The sequence below is a fragment of the Patiriisocius marinus genome (genome assembly GCF_008974325.1).
Taxonomy (GTDB): Bacteria; Bacteroidota; Bacteroidia; order Flavobacteriales; family Flavobacteriaceae; genus Patiriisocius; species Patiriisocius marinus.
Map to the genome: position 1 here is coordinate 120,783 of NZ_BKCG01000006.1, position 21,645 is coordinate 142,427.

The 21,645-nt window shown below is 32.7% G+C and carries 15 protein-coding genes; 5 read left to right on the top strand and 10 right to left on the bottom strand.

Features of this window, described 5'->3' with window-relative positions; translation table 11 throughout:
- Nucleotides 1-132 precede the first annotated feature (132 nt).
- Nucleotides 133-663 carry a sigma-70 family RNA polymerase sigma factor gene (locus GBH57_RS11705; RefSeq protein ID WP_151674674.1) on the top strand — a complete coding sequence of 177 codons (531 nt, stop codon included), beginning with the start codon at nt 133-135 and terminating at the stop codon, nt 661-663.
- Between the two features lie 44 nt (nt 664-707).
- On the opposite strand, the gene GBH57_RS11710 is transcribed toward GBH57_RS11705, so the two are convergent.
- From GBH57_RS11710 to GBH57_RS11750, 9 genes are all read right to left on the bottom strand, one after another.
- On the bottom strand, nt 708-2,045 hold the full coding sequence (locus tag GBH57_RS11710) for a M24 family metallopeptidase (protein WP_151674675.1): 1,338 nt from the start codon (nt 2,043-2,045) through the stop codon (nt 708-710).
- Nucleotides 2,046-2,815: 770 nt separating this feature from the next.
- Nucleotides 2,816-4,765, bottom strand: coding sequence for a vWA domain-containing protein (locus GBH57_RS11715; protein ID WP_151674676.1), 1,950 nt, complete (start codon nt 4,763-4,765; stop codon nt 2,816-2,818).
- A gap of 207 nt (nt 4,766-4,972) precedes the next feature.
- Nucleotides 4,973-8,413 (bottom strand): DUF2135 domain-containing protein, encoded by a 3,441-nt coding sequence (locus GBH57_RS11720; protein WP_151674677.1) that lies wholly within the window; start codon nt 8,411-8,413, stop codon nt 4,973-4,975.
- Nucleotides 8,414-8,574: 161 nt separating this feature from the next.
- Nucleotides 8,575-9,651: an AMP-binding protein gene (locus tag GBH57_RS11725; protein WP_151674678.1), complete on the bottom strand. Its 1,077-nt coding sequence runs from the start codon at nt 9,649-9,651 to the stop codon at nt 8,575-8,577.
- 135 nt (nt 9,652-9,786) lie between these two features.
- Nucleotides 9,787-10,752, bottom strand: coding sequence for a CPBP family intramembrane glutamic endopeptidase (locus GBH57_RS11730; protein WP_151674679.1), 966 nt, complete (start codon nt 10,750-10,752; stop codon nt 9,787-9,789).
- 3 nt (nt 10,753-10,755) lie between these two features.
- Complete coding sequence (locus tag GBH57_RS11735; protein WP_151674680.1) at nt 10,756-11,790, bottom strand: o-succinylbenzoate synthase; 1,035 nt, start codon at nt 11,788-11,790, stop codon at nt 10,756-10,758.
- A gap of 12 nt (nt 11,791-11,802) precedes the next feature.
- Nucleotides 11,803-12,483, bottom strand: a complete 681-nt coding sequence (locus tag GBH57_RS11740; RefSeq protein ID WP_151674681.1) for a metal-dependent hydrolase — start codon at nt 12,481-12,483, stop codon at nt 11,803-11,805.
- Nucleotides 12,484-12,639: 156 nt separating this feature from the next.
- The gene (menA, locus tag GBH57_RS11745) at nt 12,640-13,542 is read right to left on the bottom strand and encodes a 1,4-dihydroxy-2-naphthoate octaprenyltransferase (protein ID WP_151674682.1); all 903 of its coding nucleotides are present in this window, start codon (nt 13,540-13,542) and stop codon (nt 12,640-12,642) included.
- Between the two features lie 220 nt (nt 13,543-13,762).
- Nucleotides 13,763-17,116, bottom strand: coding sequence for a choice-of-anchor I family protein (locus GBH57_RS11750; RefSeq protein WP_151674683.1), 3,354 nt, complete (start codon nt 17,114-17,116; stop codon nt 13,763-13,765).
- Between the two features lie 282 nt (nt 17,117-17,398).
- Between GBH57_RS11750 and GBH57_RS11755 the strand changes: the two genes are divergently transcribed.
- Nucleotides 17,399-17,770, top strand: a complete 372-nt coding sequence (locus GBH57_RS11755; protein WP_151674684.1) for a DoxX family protein — start codon at nt 17,399-17,401, stop codon at nt 17,768-17,770.
- Nucleotides 17,771-18,014: 244 nt separating this feature from the next.
- Here GBH57_RS11755 and holA read toward each other — a convergent pair whose 3' ends face one another.
- Nucleotides 18,015-19,016 carry a DNA polymerase III subunit delta gene (holA, locus tag GBH57_RS11760; protein ID WP_151674685.1) on the bottom strand — a complete coding sequence of 334 codons (1,002 nt, stop codon included), beginning with the start codon at nt 19,014-19,016 and terminating at the stop codon, nt 18,015-18,017.
- 91 nt (nt 19,017-19,107) lie between these two features.
- Here holA and GBH57_RS11765 point away from each other — a divergent pair, with 91 nt between their 5' ends.
- From GBH57_RS11765 to GBH57_RS11775, 3 genes are all read left to right on the top strand, one after another.
- Nucleotides 19,108-19,569 (top strand): type I restriction enzyme HsdR N-terminal domain-containing protein, encoded by a 462-nt coding sequence (locus GBH57_RS11765; RefSeq protein WP_151674686.1) that lies wholly within the window; start codon nt 19,108-19,110, stop codon nt 19,567-19,569.
- A gap of 3 nt (nt 19,570-19,572) precedes the next feature.
- Nucleotides 19,573-20,571 (top strand): glycosyltransferase family 2 protein, encoded by a 999-nt coding sequence (locus tag GBH57_RS11770; protein ID WP_151674687.1) that lies wholly within the window; start codon nt 19,573-19,575, stop codon nt 20,569-20,571.
- Between the two features lie 116 nt (nt 20,572-20,687).
- The gene (locus GBH57_RS11775) at nt 20,688-21,548 is read left to right on the top strand and encodes an OmpA family protein (protein ID WP_151674688.1); all 861 of its coding nucleotides are present in this window, start codon (nt 20,688-20,690) and stop codon (nt 21,546-21,548) included.
- The last annotated feature ends 97 nt before the right edge of the window (nt 21,549-21,645 follow it).

Genomic DNA, 21,645 nt, shown 5'->3' on the forward strand with positions numbered 1-21,645 from the left:
TTGTAAAAACTGTAGTTGTAACGATTGTCAAAAATCAAATTGTACTTGCACAAAATGCGAGTGTACTAATTGTACTTGCTGTTAAATTTTATAAAGGTTAGTTGAAAGGCTAACCTTTAATAGTTCTATATTATGAAAACGCAAAATATTTGGGAGAAATACAATGAGGAACTTTATTTTTTCATTCTAAGAAAAACAAATGACAAAAACATTGCTAATGATGTTTTTCAGAACACATTTTTTAAAATTCATAAAAACATCACTCACCTTAAAAGTGACGATAAAACGAAACCTTGGGTTTTTCAAATAGCTAGAAATGAAATTGCTAACTACTACAACAACGAATCGATTTACGTTGAAAAATTTGACAATAAAACTATCGTACAAGCTGAAAAAGTAGAAGAGTTCTGCTGTTTTGAAACATTTATAAATGAGCTACCTAAAAACTATAAACAAGTAATTGAACTAGTTTATATTGACGGTATAAAACAAAAAGACGTTGCTATTAAGCTAGAAATTAGTCTTGATAATGTTAAAGCGAGAATACGAAAAGCTAAGGATGTTTTAAAAGTGAAATTTAATGAATGCTGTAACTATCAATTTAACAAAAAAGGAACGTTAATTGGTGAGTCTAACTGTGCTAAGTGCAAGGTATATGACTAACAATTAACTTTCCTTATCATTCATAATTAGCTATATTAGAGTGATTATTTCCACTCTATTGCTTTAATTGACTCCTGTCTACCGTTTACGTATCTAAAACCATTTGGACTCCAGAAACCTGCTTCTTCAAGCATAATTCGAATGTCTTTTTTCCATTCGGGAATTGTTACGGTAGTATTAAGTTCAATAGCATAAACTGTGTTTTCATGTAATGGGTAATCACCACTAACAGGTACTCCACCTTGAGAATCCCACATACCAAGGGTTGTCCCTGAACTATGTCCATAAGTCCCCAGAGGATGTGTGTAAATTGCTGGTCGCATTCCTTCAGTTTTTCCTTGTGCTAGGGACATTGCTAAAACTTCATTTCCAGTTCTTCCCGTTTTAAAATTTCCTGTAAATATATCTTGAACTCTATTTCCTTTAGCAAAAGCTTCTTTTAAAAATGAAGGCACTTCTGTTTCACCATCTTTCAAAACATAGGCGTGTCGCTGGCAATCAGTATTTAAAGTTATATAAGTGATCCCAAAATCGCAATGCAGAAGATCGCCTGGGATAATCACCTTTTCCTTTTCACCTTTTGTAAATGAATAGATATGACTCTTTAATTCTTCATTATTTCGCTGTACATCGATTGTTGGGTGGAACCAAGTTTCTAATCCTAAATCAGTAACCTTTTGTCGCATCCACCATACCACATCTTCCGTAGTTGTTATTCCAGGAGTAATTACATTTTTACTAAAAGCTTCATCAATAATTGAGCTTGTAATATCAACTAATTGATTATACAATTTCATCTCTATTTGAGTACGCGTTTCAATCCATCCTATAGCAAGTTTTTCTGCTGAAACGATACGTTCTTCATACTTTGGAGGTAATACTTCCATTAGCTCATCATAATCAGTTTTTACTAAACCATCTACAATCCCAAAATGTTTAGAAACATTTATCCCTATCTTTTTAGGGTTGCGCTCCTCAATTAGTTCTAGTAGACGAGCCCATTGATCTGGTTGCTTCTCTTTATCCCAGGAAGAGGTTATATTTTCACCAACATCATACCTAGCTACAGCAAGTCGTTCAATGGTATTAGCTTGTTTATCTCTGTAAAAAACTAAAATGGTTCTTCGTCTAGCATTAAGCCAAGTTCCTGGTAACATGGTTCGCATTACTGGGTCTTCATTATATTCTCTTGCTATCACTAACCACATATCGATATTTGTATCGTCCATAATTTTTGGCAATACATTTTCAAATCGATCTTTTAAAATGGCATCTCGCATTTCAGCACGATCTCTCTCTGGAAGTACCTGTGCATTGGTTGTTGAAAATTTCAGAAAAAAACTACAGAAGCAGAGTACAGTAATAAGTAAGTGATTTTTCATAAGTAATCCTTTTTTCATAAAGATATTAAAAACAAGAGTACCAAAAAAGAGCTCCGCAGTTATCCTGCGGAGCTCAAATCAAAACTAACTACTCAATAAATAGCATACTAGTACACATCATTTTCTACTTAATCGCCATAACATGTTAAGTATAAATATTCTTAATATTAAGTAATCCATCTCTCCTCCAATTTAAAGCTGCTGTTTATTCGAAACTTGAAAATGACATTTTTTTGCAACGCTTCGAACAAGTATATAAAACATTATCAGTAATTATTAAAGTATCTATTAAACACATTAGTTTTACCAAATTGAATAAGTACATAAATAAATTATAAAGTTTTTTTGGGGGGGGATGGCTACTTGATCTTTTGAGTTGGCACTTTATAAAATTATAGCTTGACTATATTTTACAATTGTTGAATGTATTGTACAACAATTGTTATGGTGCGTATATTTACTTTGTTTTCATAGCATTAAAACTCAAAGATTAGATAGCCTCATAAATTTAGTTTAAATTATTGTTTATCAATAGTTTATACTGTAATATTTTTCCTAGGTAATACTACGTGAAAAATTTAAAACAAAGAATATATTTACTTTTAAACGGAATGTACCTACTACACAATTTAGTTTTCATTAATTTAAGCTGTATAGTAACACAGTAAAATATTCGTATACTTTAAATAAAAAGCATAAAAAAGAGTCTCATTTCTGAGACTCCTTTAAACAAACTACCACTCTACTTCTTCATTGAAAACCTCATTATATTATAAATTTGAGTATTGTGCACTTTTAACTAATCTTATAAACTCTGCTCTATAACCGTCTTTATCTATTCCTTTTCCAGATTCGGCTAATGCTATTACTGTTTCTCTTTTAAAAGTATTTGTAAATAATGATTTACGTAATTGCATTCCAAACAAAGCAACCGCTGCAGAAAACTTAAAATCTTCATTCATTTGATCTATTGGTATTATAGTATTTGGTAATACTTTTTCGATTAGTTTACTTTTAGAACCTTGTGGCTCTTTGTATCTAAACTTAACCGTTAATAAATCGTTAGAATTTCCGCTTAAAACTGGAGTCGTATATTTTAAATCTGAAATATCTTTTACATACATACTCTTCACACCCACTGGAATTACTTCATACAATGCTGTTACGGTATGGCCACTTCCTAATTCTCCTGCATCCTTAGTGTCGTCTTTAAAATCCTCATCATTTAGCAATCTGTTTTCATAGCCTATTAATCTATATGCTTGCACAATACTAGGATTAAATTCTACCTGGATTTTTACATCTTTAGCGATGGTGTACATGGTTCCAAAAAACTCAGTACCAAGTACTTTTCTAGCCTCCTGCATAGTGTCTATGTAGGCATAATTACCGTTTCCTTTATCTGCAAGTGTTTCCATTTTAGAATCTCTGTAATTTCCCATTCCAAAACCTAAGGTTGTTAAAAACACACCGCTTTCTCTTTTCGCTACAATTAAATCTTCCATTGAACGATTGCTAGAAGCGCCTACGTTAAAATCGCCATCAGTTGCTAAAATCACTCTATTGTTTCCATTGTTAATGAAATTTTCTGAAGCAATTTTATAAGCCAAATCTATCCCTGCTCCTCCCGCAGTGGATCCTCCAGCATTTAATCGCTCGATAGCATTTAAAATTTGTTCTTTATTTGAACCTGAAGTTGCCGGCAACACTAACCCTGCTGCTCCTGCATATACTACTATTGAAACTTTATCCTCTTGACGAAGGTTATTAACCAATACACGTAAAGCCGATTTTAATAATGGTAATTTATTTTCGTTGTTCATAGATCCTGATACGTCTAATAGAAAAACTAAATTAGATGCCGGAATAGTATTCGTGTTCCTTGTAATGTCTTTTCCTTTTAATCCTATTCTAACCAATTGAGCATCTTTATTCCAAGGTGCATTTGACACTTGTGTACTTATAGAAAATGGTTCGTTTTCTTCTGGCTCCGGGTATGCGTAATTGAAGTAATTAATCATTTCTTCAATTTTTACTGCATCGCTAGGAATTTCTTGTCCGTTATTTATCATTCTACGAACATTGCTATATCCTGCTTTATCAACATCAATTGAAAAGGTTGACAAAGGTGCTGTCGCTACATTTTTAAAGATGTTTTCTTGAATACGACTATAACTTTCTGTTTCTATTAAGTCTGCATCATTAACTGTAAAATGACTTCCTGGTCCAGTTGATCCAGTAGAATTTGTAATTTTCAAACCAGCTACTTTTCCATTTAAAGATCTCACTACTGATGATTCATTAGTATTTAAACGTTTTCTATCTCTTCTTGAAAGGGATTCAGCGTTTAGTGGTGTTACGGCATAACCTAAAGATTTGCTTTCTTTTCTCACTCCTGAATATCCCCTTATTACAACCTCATCTAAATCTGCTCCAATTTGTAATTGAACGTCTATTATCTTACTTGTTTTAGTAATAGTGATTTCTTTACTAATGTAGCCTATATAAGAATAAACAAGCTTTGTTCCTTCATGTACAAGCAATTTGTAATTACCATCAAAATCTGATTGTGTTCCATTGCTAGTACCTTTCTCTAAAATATTCACTCCTGGTAATGGTAATCCAGATTCGTCTGTAATTGTTCCTGTTACTTGTACTTCTTGTGCTTGTACTATAGTTGCGCATAGCAGCAATACTAAAGTGTAAATTAAATTTTTCATATCGTTGTGGTTTTATTTGTTCACTCAAAACTACAGCGATACATTCTCCTAATAAAGGACACTTGAGGGAACGGTTCCTTAAAATGAGGGAACAGGTATTATGGTCTAGGGAAAATTTTTGAGTTTTAAAATTTCAGCGATGATTATAATAAAAAAAAGCAACCCGCATAAAGTGGATTGCTTTAAATTTCTACAATAAACTACTTTTTATAAATTTGCTACCCTATCAATTAATTGAAGCTCATTTTTCCCTTGTAACCTAACAACCTTAACCTCTTTAGATTCATTTTCACTTCCATAATTTTTAAAAATTGTGATTTTTAAAAATGTTGGGTTTTCAATTTTTTGATAACGGTCTCCAAAATACTTAACTTTAATATAGTAAGAACCTGATATCATTTTAGGTAGTGTAAATTCCTCCGGACCAAAACCTTGGGTCATATCTTCAGATATCTTTCCACCAATAATTGTATTAGGATGAGAATAAAAGCATTTTTCTAAGTTAGGATCTATTATATGTAAATCAATATCTGTATCATTATGGTTCCAATCAATAACAACTCGAAAGTCCATTTTTTTAGATTGATAATCGCTACTATGCTTTTTATTTAACTCATTACTTATTGACAGTAAATTTCCAACTTCATTTGCTGCAATTTCATTGATTCCCTCAAACACTCTTCTTTGTGTCCCTTCTGTTAAGTTTCCATTAGCTACATTGTCTAATAAAGAATATGCTTCATCGAATTCTTCAATCTCTATCAAAGCTAGTGCTAAATCTCTATATGACTGTGTGTCTTCAGATCGCAATTTTAACACTTGACGATAAATAAAAACTGCATTTACAAAATCACCCTGTTCCTCGTACTTATAAGCTAAAGCTTTAAGTAATTCATAATTATCGATATCTATCTCAGCAATATTTGAAAGAATTCGATTTGCTAAAATTCTATTTTTCCCTTTCATAAAGTCATACACATCAACAAAATACGCTGGTTGCCCAATAAAACTATCACGCTGACTCAAATAGAAATTATACAGATCCTTTGAAGTTACTTCCTTGAGTTTTGTTAAGTATGTAGTGGTCCATTCTTTTTCATTCCACGTACGTTCACCAGCTAGCTTGGTTCTTTCTTGTTGTTGAGCAATGAATTCTGCAACTCGTCTTGCTGAATACCTATTCCCATAATTAATAGAACTTCCTGTATTTTTTGTAGTAATTATTACAACCCCATTTCTACCTTGAGTACCAAATAAAACTGAAGCACTAAGTCCTTTTAAAACTTTTACTTCTTTAATATTGTTTGGATCTATATCCAATGATCTATTACTAGTAACTGTATTACCTCCAGCAAATCCAGTTTGTGCATTTGTTCCATTATCAAAAGGAACACCGTCCACAATAAACAATGGTTGGTTATTTCCATTAATCGAACTTTTACCTCGAATGATGAAATTTGTTCCAGAACCTGTTGCTCCACTATTTCCTGTAATTTGAACCCCAGCAATTTTACCGTTTAAAGATCTTACAACATCACTTTCTGGTGTATTCGAAAGTTCTTCAGATTCAAGAGTCGTTACTGCATAGCCTAAAGATTTTCGTTCTTTTGAGATACCACCATAACCTGTAACAACAACTTCGTTAAGCGTATCCCCTTCTTCCATCGCAATGTTTATTGTACCGCCTCCTTGAACTGTTGTTTCTAGTGAATCAAAGCCAACATAACTGTACACTAAATCTTGACCAGTAGATACATTGATTCTGTAATTTCCGTCAAAATCTGATTGTGTCCCAATTGTTGTGCCTCTAATAATTATATTAACTCCAGGTAATGGCAAACCACTTTTATCTGTAACAGTACCTGTTACTGTAACTTGACTTCCAGTGGGAGCGGCTATAATATGTTGTTCATTTTCAACTGACTCAATTTTTGTTGCTTCTTGCTCATCATTTGTAGTTTCAAATACCCTCCTATTTGCATTTGTTCCTGCAACTTTGTTTTTACTTAACTTTAAACGGTTTTGTAATCTTTTGTATTCTTCTAATAATTCCTCTGGCGGTGTAATATTATACCTTAAATAATCTTGTGCTGTTTCAAGAACAATCAATGATGTATGATCTGTAATTAGGTTATAATCCATACCTACTTTTACAATATCATTTCTATTAGTATCACTATCTTTTTCTAATTGAGCTACTTTTTTTATAGCCCATAACGAAGCTATCATACCTGTTTCGGATTGTATTTGTGGCACTTTTAAACTAACTTGTTCTGTAATTTTTGAGCCATAACCAAAATTTAATATAATCTCTTCATTTTGCTTAACCCCTTTAGCTGTAAAAGAAAAATCATTAAAAACTGTTGTGTTTTCGGCAGGATAAACCTCTAAATTTTTATTCAAACTTGAATGACCTAAATATTTAAAAGGAATAAAAAATGTTTTTTCAATAGCTTCTGAAATACTATTATTCTGAAGGTTTATGTAATTACCAGCCGAGTTCTCACTTAGTTGTTTATTCTTCGCATGGTTAGCTTTTTGAATACTATTTACCACAAATACATTCCCATTTATTGTTTTAGGAAACTCACTTAAAGTGAGCATACCATCTGTAAACAACAACACATCTCCTGATTCCTTTATATCTTTAAATAGATTTTTATATGAAGTTGCTCCATCGTAAACTTGCGCACTCAAATAGTTTTTAAGTGTTACAGTATTAGCATCACGAATTTTAAATTTCCTTTTACTTACCAAAACATTACTAAACGTAATTACTTCTAATTTTAAGTTTTTTAATTTACCTAAATACGAATCTATATAAGCTAATTCCTTATCTAGATCTCTATCTTTCATAGAATAAGAGATATCCCAAAACAAGGTTACATTCGTATTCTTCTCTCTTTCAACTTTAGTAGTATCTAAAGAAGTATAGGCGTATAAATAATCATCATTTCTAAGAACTTTATATCCTGTATCTATTGGAATTTTTACAGCAAAATCATTTTTTGGAGTGACATGCTGTTTTTGATAATTATAAGTATAACCAACCTTAGATTGAACTATATCACTGCCTTTACTTCTTCCTGAAATTATTATAGGTTTCTTTTGTTGTCCTACTAAGTTTATTGACATTGAGAAACGCTCTAGAGGAGTTTCAAAATCTAAAGGAACTTTAACTTGATGAGCACCTTCTGTTACTTGTAGCGTTTCTTGATAGGCCAATACAACTCGTTTGTAACCATTTGCAGGTATTGGGTAAATACGAGCTCTATAGGTATTTCCTGTTCCCTTTTCTAATAGAGCAGGATCTACACGCCGCCTAACTACTGCTTCAAAAGCAATTCGGCCTTGTTCTTTTTCTACAACAACTGCTTCTCTTAAATTTCCATTTACGTCCAAAGCAAATCTGGAAACTGATTGATTTTCTCCTAAAGGGAATACAAGCTCTCCTTCTAATATTGATGTAGTTGGGTTATAGAAATACATATCGTACGTTGTAGTAGAAACTGCTCCAACGACTTCTACGTTGACGTCAAGTTTTTTAATCCCTAATTCCTTTTCTCCTACTTTTATCAATGGAACCTTTTGAGAAAAACAGGTGCTAGTTATTAGTAGTGCTATTAAAATATGTAGTAATGTTTTCATATCGGTGTGGTTTTAAATTGTTTAATCAAAACTACAACGATACCTCATCCTGCTACAGGACACTTGAGGGAACGGTTCTTTAAAATGAGGGAAAGAGTCATATAACTTCGTAAAAGAATTATACTTTTAAAATTTCAGCAGTAAAACCTTTACTAAATATTTTAACGATAGCCTTTTAAAAGTTTTTGTATTTCACCACGTCTAATTTTTCCGTTTTCAGTTATTGGAAGTTTAGACATTGTATAAATTTTTTTAGGACGTTCAAATGCATCTAATGTATTGAAAATTTCTGGATGATTTTTAAGCGCAAATTTATCCGTAGTTTCTAAAACTAAAATTAAACGTTCGCCCAACGCATCATCCTTTTCAGATGAAATTACAAAAGGCACATCTATTTGCGAGCCTATTTTTTTTTCTATTTGCTCAGGAAATAATTTAACTCCTCCACTATTTACAACATTATCAATACGACCTAACCACTCAAAAGATCGAGCGCTATTAATCGTTACAAGATCATTTGTAATAATAGGTTTTTCGCTTACTTTAAAAGCGTCAATAACTAAACAACCACGACTATCTGTTTTAAAAGTAACATCTGGCATTGCTGAATAGGAGGACGTTTTACCAGCGCCATTAATACGGCGAACAGCAATATGTGTAACACTTTCAGTCATTCCATATGTTGCAAATGCTTCTGTTTTTTTGTTTTGTAACAGCGCATCTAATTCATTTGACACAGCCCCACCGCCTATAATAAGTTTTTTGATTTTATCTAAAGCATCAATAGAATGATATACTTGATAAGGTACCATTGCTGCAAAATCATACGTATTATCGTAATGAGTAATCGCATCTTTTTCTGGAGCAACTACGTGTAAATCCCAGCCCATAGTTAAAGCTCTAACTAACATCATCTTGCCCGCAATATATTTAGCTGGCAAACATAACAAAGCCGTATTACCTGCCCCCATTTTAAAGAAGACACCTGTTGCACTTGCGCTATTAACCATGTGCTCTTTAAGTAGTCTAATTTTTTTAGGCTTTCCAGTAGAACCAGATGTTTTTACTTTTATATAGTCATTATCATCAAACCATTTAAGTATAAACTTGGCTATTTGACGTTCGTATAAAGCGCCATTTTTCTTTAACTTATTGCCAAAGTCAACTAGGTCTTGAGAAGACTCAAAAGTAAGACCGTTGAATTTAAATTGAGGATGGAGATTTTTTGAAGTATCCAATGGTGGTTTTTCCTTTTAGATTCTACTAAGATACTAAAATAAACACCTAATTAACACACGTTTTTTTTAATCGATAATGAGACTATAATATAGACCATAGTCTCATTTAATGATAATTTAAGGTTTTTTATCTTTCTAATGTACAATTAATGAATCGTCATTATTAGTTTGAGTGTTTTCAATCATTTCAGGAGGTACTACTTTTCCAAATAATTTCTCTTTCCAGTTTTTCCACTTATATTTTTTAGCCATTATCAATAATATAACAGGATATACAACTAATACTGGAACAATAATTTCTAACACTTCGCTAGTTGCTTCTTCTGCTGTGTATATAAATAATGCATCCGTTTGCAAAGCAGACCAACTAGATGTTACTAAAATTGCAGCCATTAAATTATTACCAAAGTGAAAGCCTAAAGCCAACTCTAAACCTTCATCCATCAAAGTCATAATTCCTAGAAGTAAACCTGTACCAATATAAAAAATCATAATAATCCATCCCATTTCTGCTACTTCAGGATTTGCTCCATGAAAAACTCCGAATAACACAGAAGTCAATATCAATGGGAACCATCTATTTTTAACAAAAACACCTAGGTGCTGCATGATATACCCTCTAAACAAATACTCTTCTAGACCTATTTGTAAAGGAAAAAGCAACAAGCTAATTATCAGTAAAATACTAAACTTAACAGGGTCAAACTGCCATACTACTTGACTTGGATCTGAATAATAAGATAATGCAAAAGTCGAAATTGTAATAATTACAATAAGTGAGAATGAGAAAAACACACGCTTCCAGTCAACTTTACTACGTGAGGTTGTTAACGAAAGAATACTGCGTTGATGTAGAAACTTTACAAGTAAAAATAAAAGTCCTAATAAAACAGCAAACGGTAATAAATTTACAGCTAACCAGAAATTTTTACTTGGAATAAGCTCCATTAATTTTCGTTGCTCTTCCATCACATCAATTCCTTCACTAAAAAAAAGAAAATAAATAAGGTTTGCAATAAAAAGTCCGGCAGTAATAATTACAGTAATTAGAAACATCCACGTTTCATTTTTACCCTTGTAAACTTGCTGTATGTAATTCATAATTTAAAAATTGAAGTCCCAGTTTTTAGTTGTATCGTAAAAGATTGTGCCATTTTCAACCGTTAAAGGTGAAGGCACGTTATTCGTGTAAAGGCTACCAGTACCTAAACCCTGTGGCAAATTACTATTTTTTGTGAATGTATATTGCGAAATAGCATTTAAACCAATATTACTTTCAAGCGCCGATGTAATCCACCATCCTATCCCAAGACTATCTGCAAGTGAAATCCACTCATCAGTCCCAGCAAAACCACCAACAAATGAAGGTTTTAAAATAATATATTGCGGGTTAATAATTTCTAATAATTTTCGTTTTTCTGAAATTTTAAAAATCCCTATAAGTTCTTCATCAAGAGCAATTGGTAAAGGCGTTTGCTCACATAGCTTAGCCATATCAATCCAATTACCTTGTTTTATAGGCTGTTCAATTGAATGAATATCTAAAGCCGAAAGGGTTTTTAGCTTTTCTAATGCTTCTGAAATTTTAAAAGCTCCATTTGCATCAACCCGTAATTCAATTTGGTTTTTAGAAAAGTGTTTTCTAATATCTTCAAGAACCGAAATTTCAGTATTAAAATCAATTGCACCTATTTTCATTTTGATACAATTAAATCCTTGCTCTAATTTTTCTGAAATCTGACTTTTCATAAAAGCCGCATCTCCCATCCATATTAACCCATTAATTTCTATTGGAGCATTTCCGAGGGAAAAATCGGAAGGAAAAATGGAAAACATATCTTTTGAAACTAAAGAAAGAAAAGCCGTTTCAACACCTATCTGTATTGAAGGAAATTCCTCAAGTTCCTTTAATATTTTTTTTTCTCCTAAATGAATATTATCACAAACCCATTGCAGTTTTTCTTCATAATCTGGACGATCATCAATACTTAATCCACGAAGTAAGCCACATTCTCCCACGCCTTTATTCACCTCATCCTTAATTAAGATAAAATAGGTGTCCTTTGTTTTGAGAACCCCTCTTGAAGTACCGCTAGGCCTTTTAAAAATTAGCGTATGTTTTTTGAATGTAGCTTTCAAATATGCTATAATTTATACTGTTAAAGAGGCTCCTATTTCAAGTAGATGTAATTTCTTTTTAGCATCGTTAAATGTTCGATAAGCTTTTTCGTGATCAATTTCAATGTAACCAAAAGTATCATAATGAACACCTAGTATATTAGAACATTCAATAAAATCACTCGCAATTACTGCATCATCAATTCCCATAGTAAAATTATCTCCAATAGGTAAAATCGCTAAATCAAGTTTGTAATGTAATGGTATTAACTTCATATCCATTGTGAGCGCTGTGTCTCCTGCTATATAAATAGTTTTATCATCTGCTTTAAGGATAAAACCCGCAGGTAACCCTCCATTACTTCCATCTGCAAAAGTGCTTGAATGTATAGCATTAACAAGTTTTAAATGGCCAAAATCAAACTCCCAAGCACCACCATGATTCATAGGATGAACGTTAAATCCTTTTTCTTGATAATGCATTGCAATTTCATAATTACTAACAATAGTAGCTCCTGTGTTTTTTGCAATAGCTTCAGCATCAAGTACGTGATCTTGATGAGCGTGCGTTAAAAGAATATAATCGGCCTTAAGGTCCATTATATCAACTTTGTTTTTAGCAGCATCGTTCCCCGTTATAAAAGGGTCAACCAGAATCGTTTTTTCTACAAGTGCTATCTGAAGTGTATTCTGTCCAAAAAAAGTGATTTTCATCAGTATCAGTTTGTTTTTATAGGTTTTCAGCTGAATTATCAACTGTTTTGAGAATTCTAAATTAAGGAAAAAAAGTGAATCGCTACTGAATAATCTTGAAGCAATAATTAGTTCGCTTTGACTGCGAAAGATACACTTCAAGTAGTACCAAATTGTTTATATAAAAGCGGTCGCTAACAATAATATACTAAACAAAAATGTGCTTAAAGCTACCTTCTTCAATTCAGGATCTAATAACTCTGGATTAGTTGTTTTATAAACTTTTACAATGTTTAAAAAAAGTGGTATAAAAGCAATTAATGGTATAAATGCCAAGTAATTATTTTGTGTTACATACAAGTATGTGGCAGCAGCAATAAATGCTACTATTATTAATAGTGTATGATACATTTTTACTTTTTCAGCACCTAACACTACTGCTAACGTACGTTTATTAACTTTTTCGTCCTGAACACGATCTCTCATATTATTTAAGTTGAGTACCGCTACACTTAATAACCCTATTGTGATTGCTGGAAGTAAAATATAATTTGAAAGTGATTGACTGAATAAAAAATAACAGCCCATGACACCTACAAGTCCAAAAAAGATAAAAACAAAAATATCTCCCATCGCTCTGTACCCGTAAGCACTTTTTCCCACAGTATATTTTACTGCTGCAATTACTGCTGCAATACCTAAATTAAAGAAAATAAAAGAAAGTAGAAATTGCTCGTTACCAAAGGCACTAAAGATTAATAAACTTGCAAGAAATAATGTTATCGCGGCAGTAACAATCATTCCTTTTTTAAGCTCTTTCGCTTTTAATAGTCCGCTTTGCATTGCACGTTTAGGCCCTACTCTATCTGCATTATCAGTCCCTTTTACACCATCACCATAATCATTTGCAAAATTAGACAATACCTGAAAGCCAACAGTTGTTAGTATTGCTAGAATACAAATATGTAAACTGAAAACATTTTCAAATAAAGCCGCTGCACTTGCGACAAGTATTCCTGAAATTGATAAAGGCAATGTGCGCAATCTAGCAGCTGAAATCCAAGCTTTTAATTTTGTCATTGAAAGGTTGTTATAGCTGCAAAAATACTATTAAATAAATTTTACATTGCCGAAATATGACTTAATTAATTAACTCATTCTATATCTTACACTCCGCTTCAAAAGCAACAGTTTGTACATTTTCATCTATACTGTATATTTTATTTTTGAATAAAACAAAACCCGCCCTAAGGTAAATTCTACCAAAGAACGGGTTTAAGAAAGAGACTAATTTGACTAATTACTCAACTATAAGCTTTTGTGAAACTCCATTTTCATTTTGCACAACATAAGTCCCTGTAGGCAATGAAGCAATGTTTAATGAAGCTGCATTAGTTACCGAAAGCATATTTCGGCCTAACATATCGTACACTTTATAATTTCCAGGAGCACTAAAAAACACATCGCCATTTGCAGGGTTTGGATATAAAGCAAAATTATTTTCTGAAGTAGTAAAGTTATTCAACCCAAGGATTACATTATTTAATGCGTACACAGATAAAGTTGCACTCACCTCATTAGCAACAACGATATATGCTATTCCTGTAGCACTTTCTTCTGCACTTACAAAAGCAAGTCCTTCTGGTCCAAGATCGCCCATTTCATCACCACCTGGAGTAACATCTCTATTGTTTAAGTATTGTAAAAATTGTGGAGAAGTTGGATCTGTAATATTGTAAATCATGACACCACCTATACGCTCTAATAATACAAAAGCGTAAAACTGACCTTCAATTTCCTTAACTAAAACACCTTCTGGTTCTGGTCCTTTATTGTCACTTCGGTTTTTTAGATTGTTATTACTATTACTTGCATTGAAAATAGCACCGTACACTGGGTGGTTAGCCGTTATTACTTCAAAGTCGTTTGCACTATCATAAACCAAAGTTCCTGTTGCTGCTTCAAATATTGAGAAAGAACGACCTCCAAATATGTGAATCTCCTCAAACAAACCATTGTTGTCTGCATCTCCTGAAGCACTAGTTACATTAATAGAACCTAAGTTAGCTTCTAATTCAAGAATATCTAAATCATTAAATACTGTTGGGTCTAGAGTATAGTTTGAATCTCCTATTTTAACTTCTTCTTCAAATGCATCATATTCTCTAGCATCACCCTCGTTTGCAGTTACAATATAATCTACACCACCTACACTGTAATAAGAGATTGCATCTGGCATATACATACCTTTTATAGGCCAATTTGCATTGAAAACAAAATCAGTATCATTACTAACATCAATTGAATTTTGTGGAAGTGAATGATCTTTTAAACCAAATGATTTTACATCGGTAACCGTTCCTGAAGCTATATCAATAATAGCATATGCATTGTTTTCTTGTAAGACCACATAAGCCGTTTCTGAGTTGTTTGAGACTGCAATGTATTCTGGTTCAAAATCTTGAGATGCAGTTGCACCTGGACCATATATTCTAATTCCACTTGCATTTAATGAAGTTTCTTGACCATCATAATTATTAAAATTTACTAAAGTAACATCAGCTTGATCGATAGCAGAAAGTCCACCTGTAACATCAATAATTGCTACTGAACCTTCTGGATCTACTGAATAATCGTCGTTAGGCTGTCCTTCATTAGCTACTAATAATTTAGTTCCATCAGGTGAGAAAACTAACATATCTGGTAATACTCCTATTTCTACAACTACAGGAGTTTCAACTCCCAACGCATCTCTAAATACTACAAAACCGTTTGCAACAGGATCGTTATTTGCAACAGCGATTGCTACTAAACCATTTTGTACCGCAACACTTTGTGCAGATGCGCCAATGGACGTTACATCAATAAAACTAGTTTCGGTAATATTTGCTGGATCTGTAAAATCTAATACATTTATTTTAGAATCATTCACAACAAATAATTGCTGATTATCGTTATCGTAAGCTACGATTTCAGCAGTACCGTCTGCATCTACTAAGTAACTTGAAAGTAAGCTAGCATCTAATGGTGTTGTGTCTTCAGCAGGTATTTGTGTATCATCATCTAAAATGTAAACCGTAAAAAGTTGCTTAATTCCTAACTCAGCATTTGTTGGGTTTTCAATTTGTAAAACAAAAAACTTGTCACTATTATCTATTGTATTGTCTGTTATATTGATTGTAACTATTTGATCATCCATATTTCCAGCTGAGAAATTTACGGTTTGAGTAGTTCCAAATGTAAAATCTGCCCCATCAACTGCCGTTCCTGCACCTACTAATGAAACATCTACAGTTGTATTTATTGTTGGCATTTCAGAAATTTCAATAGCGATGTTAACTGCTCCATCATTTTCATTTACTGAAATATAAGATGTATTAAAAGCTACTTGAGATATAGTTACTGGCACTCCATTACCTGGAGATCCAATATTGGGCACATCGCCAGCAGAACCTGCCGTTGCAATAGTTTCCACTGCGCCATTTACATTTCCAACTACACTAAAAGCACTCAATTCAACATCAAACGATTGCCCATCGTTAACACTAGTATCTGGATAAACTCCTGTATTAACTGGTGTATTAATTGAAGTTGGTAATCCAATCCATAAGTTAACAGCATCGCCACCGCCACCTAATCCAGCTCCGTCAGTGAAACCTACTTCTGTTGATGATAAGTCTATTACAGAACCCCAGATTGATGTAAATACATCAACGTCTGCTATATCTCCTGTAACTAAAACAATTGCAGTTTCACCAGCAGGAATTGTAGTTACTCCTGAAATGATATCTGCTGTGGTTTCATCTGCACTTTCGTCATCATAATATAAATCTCCATCAACTCCTGAAATCCAATCGGTTGTTCCTGTATTTTTAATTTCAAACCAATCTGCAGTTAAATCATCTCCGCTTTGACCTGAAAATATTTCGGTAATTTCTAGTTGTGGTAATACCACTGTAGCTACTTCTCCTTCAAATGAAATTGTATCGATCATTAAAGTTTCAGAACCACTATTTGTTCTTGCTTGTACCACTAACTCAACGTTTGCACCATTTGCGATAGTTGCAGTTCCTGTAATCCAAGAGTTTTCAATCATTAAATCATTTATATCACTTCCAAGCGTATTTAAAATATCCGTTTCTGTATTGTTTGTTAAATCTCTAACAAAAATTCTAAACAAATCATTGCCTTCGTCATTTGTAGTACCGTTACCTTCGTATCCTGTATCATTGATAAAATAATCTATAGACACTGTGTTATTTTCGTAACCTGTAAAATCTACAGCATCAAAAACAACGGTCATTGTTCCATCTAAATCTGATAATTGATATCCTTGTGTTCCACTTGTGAAGGTTGTTACATCTCCTGTAAAATCTGTAACTCCTACATAATCTCCGTCAGTTAATCCTACTCCTGGAACATCATAAGGAATGTAACTTGCTGCAAAACCAATTTCTGTTGCAGTAGCGGCAAAGTTTACTGAAGGTTCATCTACATTATTTAGTAAGTCGTGAGCTACTGTGGCATCGCCAGTATCTGTGTAGTTACTTGTTCCTAATGCAGGCTCTTCAAAGTTAGTGCTTGCTATTTCAATAGATTGACTAAAAGCCATACCGCCTATAAATAGTGCACATAAAAAGGTAATTTTCTTCATTTCAAGATTTTTGTTGGTTAAAGTTGGCACGAAATTAAAGCGAATTATTCTGCACGGTATTAGCTAAACTTTAAGTGTATGTGAAACTTTAAGCGGTTATCAACAACAGGATTTACCTAACTTTTAATTTAATGTAAACTTTATGTAAAAAGGGGCTAATTGAAGCAAAACAACTTGAAATTTAAGAATTACTAATATCAAATAGGACGGTATTTTTTGCTCCTTATCAATATTATTTGTTTCTTTATTTTTTAAACTAACTAATACTATAATTCCCCACACATGACATCTACCTACCACATTGGATTATTATTTTTAAGAGTTGCTTTTAGCGGAATGATGCTTACGCACGGTATTCCTAAATTAATGAAGCTAGTACAAGGTAATATGGAATTTGGTGACCCTATTGGCATCGGTTCTGTTCCTTCTTTTATTTTAACTGTTATTGCCGAAGCAATTTGCCCACTCCTAATTATTATAGGTTATAGAACTCGTTTTGCAAGTGTTCCTGTAATTATCACAATGGCTGTAGCTGCATTTATAGTGCACGGAGCAGATCCACTTGGAACAAAAGAGAAAGCATTACTTTATTTATTTGGCTTTGTTGCTGTGGCTTTATTAGGTCCTGGAAAACATAGTGTAGATAGAAAGTAGATTAGACTTTTGATAGAGGAGTTCTTCGCTACAGTTATACAAGAAATACTTTTTAAAAGCATCATTAAACTTGATGCTTTTATAAGGTGGCTATTTTTAAAAAACAAGTACACTTTGAAAGAAGTCTTAGATCAAAATTGGAATGGAAGGATTGGCTTCTTATTCATTATGCTATTTTCTATATTTATTATCTATATTATTAAATAGCTAATGCAAAACCTTTGAAATTTCCGAAGAGATTCTTCTAACTAAAAATTTTGATTAATAACTCTTTCAACAAATCGCTGTTACTAGCATTTGACCCCACTCCTTTACTTTTTACATCCGTTTCGTGTAGATAAGTAATTATCATACTCACTTTTCTCATATTGAAGTTACGTCCAGCAGTATGATAATCGTTAATAAAGTAAGGACTAACTCCTAAAGCTTTTGCAGCATTGTCTTTATTTGAAACAGCGTGATATTTTAGCATTTTAGAGAAAAACCCATATAAGGTCGCAATTGTCATCACTAAAGGATTGCTCTTTGGGTTATGTTCAAAATATTGCGCAATTGCAAATGTTTTTTTAATATTCTTTGACCCTATTGCTTTAATTAACTCAAAGCTATTATAATCTTTACTAATACCAATATTCTCTTCCACTAACTCAGGCGTAATTTGCGCACCCTTTGCAATTACAGAGCGTAATTTATTGAGCTCATTATTGATTTTACCTAAATCTGTCCCTAAATATTCAGCAAGCATTGCTGAAGCTTTAGGGGTAATACTATGCCCCTGAACTGACAACGTACTCTCAATCCATTTAGGAATTTGGTTGTCATAGACTTTCTTGCTTTCCATTAACACACCAACCTTTTTAATGGCTTTGGCTAGTTTTTTACGAGCATCTAATTTCTTATATTTATAACACAAAACTAGCACTGTAGTTGGTTGCAAGTTTTCTACATAACTAACTAAGTTTTCAATAGTTCGAGATAAATCCTGAGCTTCTTTCACAATAATTACCTGGCGTTCAGCCATCATAGGAAAACGCTTTGCACTCCCTACAATATCATCAATTGTAACATCACGACCATAAAAAACCGTTTGATTAAACCCCTTCTCCTCTTCAGTTAACACAGTATCTTCAATATAATCTGAAATTGTATCAATAAAAAAAGCCTCCTCACCCATTAAAAAATAGATAGGTTTAAGATCTCCTTGCTTTATGCTTGTAATAATTTTTTTAGTATCGACTGAAGACATGGGCTTTTCACTATTTTTTTAATTCTGAAATATCAAACTCATAAACAATTCCAAAGCAAGAAAATCGTTCTTTCTTCCTACCTTTACAGCAATGCAAGAACTCAACTTTAAAGAATACTCGTTTCGATTCAAAAATAGGGAAAACAAACCACTGATTTTTGATGTCATCCGAAAAAAGTTTCTCGTTCTCACTCCTGAGGAATGGGTTCGCCAGCATACCTTACAATACCTTATACAAGAACTCAACATTCCGCAATCTCTAATTAATGTTGAAAAACAAATAAAAGTACATGACACTATAAAGAGATACGACATAGTAGTCTACAATAGCGACGGAAGCCTTCATATTATAGTGGAATGTAAAGCACCCAAAGTAAAAATTACCCAAAGTACTTTTGACCAAATTGCACGCTATAACTTTGCTTTACAATCATCCTTTTTAATGATTACTAACGGGCTAGAACATTACTTTTGCAGAATGGACTACGAAGAACAGCGCTATGCTTTTTTAGAAAACTTACCAAAATACACTCTTAATAACGCAACAAACTAATTTATGACAACAGCCGTAGTTATTTTAAATTGGAATGGTGTAGACTTGCTTGCAAAGTTTTTGCCAAGCGTAATAGCATTTTCTAAAGAGGCGACAATTTACGTTGCAGATAATGCCTCGACAGATACTAGCCTAAATTTTTTAAACCGAAATTTTCCAGACGTCAAGATTATTAAGAATAAAGAAAATGGAGGCTATGCAAAAGGCTATAATGATGCACTTAGTGATTTAACCGAAGATTTATTTGTTCTTTTAAATAGTGATGTTGAGGTGACTAAGAATTGGCTAACACCTGTTATAGCTCAATTTAAATCTAACAAAAATCTAGTTGCCGCTCAACCAAAAGTATTAGATTATAAAAACAAAGCTTATTTTGAATATGCAGGTGCAGCAGGTGGATTTATAGACAAATATGGTTATCCATTTTGTAGAGGTAGAATATTTGATACCTTGGAAAAGGATGAAGGACAGTATAATGACATACTACAAATATTTTGGGCGACTGGAGCCTGTTTATTTATTACAAACAAATCCTTTAAAGAACAAAATGGTTTTGACGAATCACTTTTTGCTCACCAAGAAGAAATAGATTTATGCTGGCGATTACAAAAAAATGGAGGTGAGGTAAACTATATTGGAACTAGCAACGTTTACCACGTAGGCGGAGCAACTTTATCAAGTTCAAACCCTAAAAAAACCTATTTTAATTTCAGGAACTCCTTACTAATAATGCTAAAAAACATAAATGGGCCATCTGTTTTTACAACTTTATTTATAAGAATGCTTCTCGATGGTGTTGCAGCATTTCGTTTTTTAACAAAAGGAGACTTTGGTCATTTTGGAGCTATTTTTAAAGCACATGTAATGTTTTACAGTATGGCACCGTCTTTCTATAAAAAGAGAAAAAATTCATCTAGAAACTTTCAGTATAATAAATTAGGAAGTATTGTATGGCAGTATTTTGTGAAAAATCGCCGTATATTTAAAGAATTGAAATTTTAAAACACTGATAATCAATATAATTTAATTAATAATTCATCTATTAAATTATTGTTAAACCGTTTGATTTGGTTAACACTTTTAATAGCTTTGAGCACGTTTTTAAAACAATAAATATTATGAAAAAACTGATGATTTTAGCCCTTTGTGGCGCATTTCTATTTCCTTCTTGTGTAGCAAAAAAGAAATACCAAGAATTGGAAGCTAACTATCAAAAAAATAAAGATTTACTCAACACAGCTACTGTAAAATTGAATAGCTGTGAGCAAGATCGTGCTTCGGCAAATACAAGAATTAAATCGTTAGAAGAGCGTATTGCTGATTTAAAATTATCTAATGAAAACTTAATTTCTACTTCAAAGGATATGACAGTTCTTACTTCGCAAGGAGCTACTAATCTTGAAAAATCTTTAGAAAGTTTAAAAGAAAAAGATCTTAAAATTAACCGCTTACAAGATGCACTTACTAAAAAAGATAGTGTAACGCTAGCTTTAGTAACTAGCTTGAAAAAAGAGGTTGGACTTAATGATCCAGATATTGAAATCAATGTTGAAAAGAGCGTTGTATTTATCTCATTAAGTGACAAAGTTTTATTCAAAACTGGAAGCTATACAGTTACAGATCGTGCTAAAGAAATTTTAGGAAAAGTTGCAACTGTTATTAACAGTAAGCCAGATTTTGAAGCAATGGTTGAAGGTCATACTGATAATGTACCTTACAATGGAAGTATTTTACTTGACAACTGGGATTTAAGTGTCAAACGTGCTACTTCAATTGTACGTGAACTACAAGCATTAGGGGTTAAGCCTGAACAATTAATTGCTGCTGGACGTAGCGAGTACATTCCACTTGTACCTAACACAGATGCACAAAGTCGTTCAACAAACCGTAGAACTAAGATTTTAATTTTACCTAAAATTGATCAATTCTACGAAATGATTGAAGATGAAATGAAAAACTTATCTGAAGAAGGTAACTAGAAACTAGTAACACATTTAGATGTAAAAAGCGCAACCATATAGGTTGCGCTTTTTTTGTTATACAAATAACCGCTAACTTTGAGATTCATACTTTTTC

Bases quoted from the DNA above. Each gene is read 5' to 3' on its own strand.
- GBH57_RS11705 (WP_151674674.1), top strand. From the start codon at position 133: ATGAAAACGCAAAATATTTGGGAGAAATACAATGAGGAACTTTATTTT.
- GBH57_RS11710 (WP_151674675.1), bottom strand. From the start codon at position 2,045: ATGAAAAATCACTTACTTATTACTGTACTCTGCTTCTGTAGTTTTTTT.
- GBH57_RS11715 (WP_151674676.1), bottom strand. From the start codon at position 4,765: ATGAAAAATTTAATTTACACTTTAGTATTGCTGCTATGCGCAACTATA.
- GBH57_RS11720 (WP_151674677.1), bottom strand. From the start codon at position 8,413: ATGAAAACATTACTACATATTTTAATAGCACTACTAATAACTAGCACC.
- GBH57_RS11730 (WP_151674679.1), bottom strand. From the start codon at position 10,752: ATGAATTACATACAGCAAGTTTACAAGGGTAAAAATGAAACGTGGATG.
- GBH57_RS11740 (WP_151674681.1), bottom strand. From the start codon at position 12,483: ATGAAAATCACTTTTTTTGGACAGAATACACTTCAGATAGCACTTGTA.
- menA (WP_151674682.1), bottom strand. From the start codon at position 13,542: ATGACAAAATTAAAAGCTTGGATTTCAGCTGCTAGATTGCGCACATTG.
- GBH57_RS11750 (WP_151674683.1), bottom strand. From the start codon at position 17,116: ATGAAGAAAATTACCTTTTTATGTGCACTATTTATAGGCGGTATGGCT.
- GBH57_RS11755 (WP_151674684.1), top strand. From the start codon at position 17,399: ATGACATCTACCTACCACATTGGATTATTATTTTTAAGAGTTGCTTTT.
- holA (WP_151674685.1), bottom strand. From the start codon at position 19,016: ATGTCTTCAGTCGATACTAAAAAAATTATTACAAGCATAAAGCAAGGA.
- GBH57_RS11765 (WP_151674686.1), top strand. From the start codon at position 19,108: ATGCAAGAACTCAACTTTAAAGAATACTCGTTTCGATTCAAAAATAGG.
- GBH57_RS11770 (WP_151674687.1), top strand. From the start codon at position 19,573: ATGACAACAGCCGTAGTTATTTTAAATTGGAATGGTGTAGACTTGCTT.
- GBH57_RS11775 (WP_151674688.1), top strand. From the start codon at position 20,688: ATGAAAAAACTGATGATTTTAGCCCTTTGTGGCGCATTTCTATTTCCT.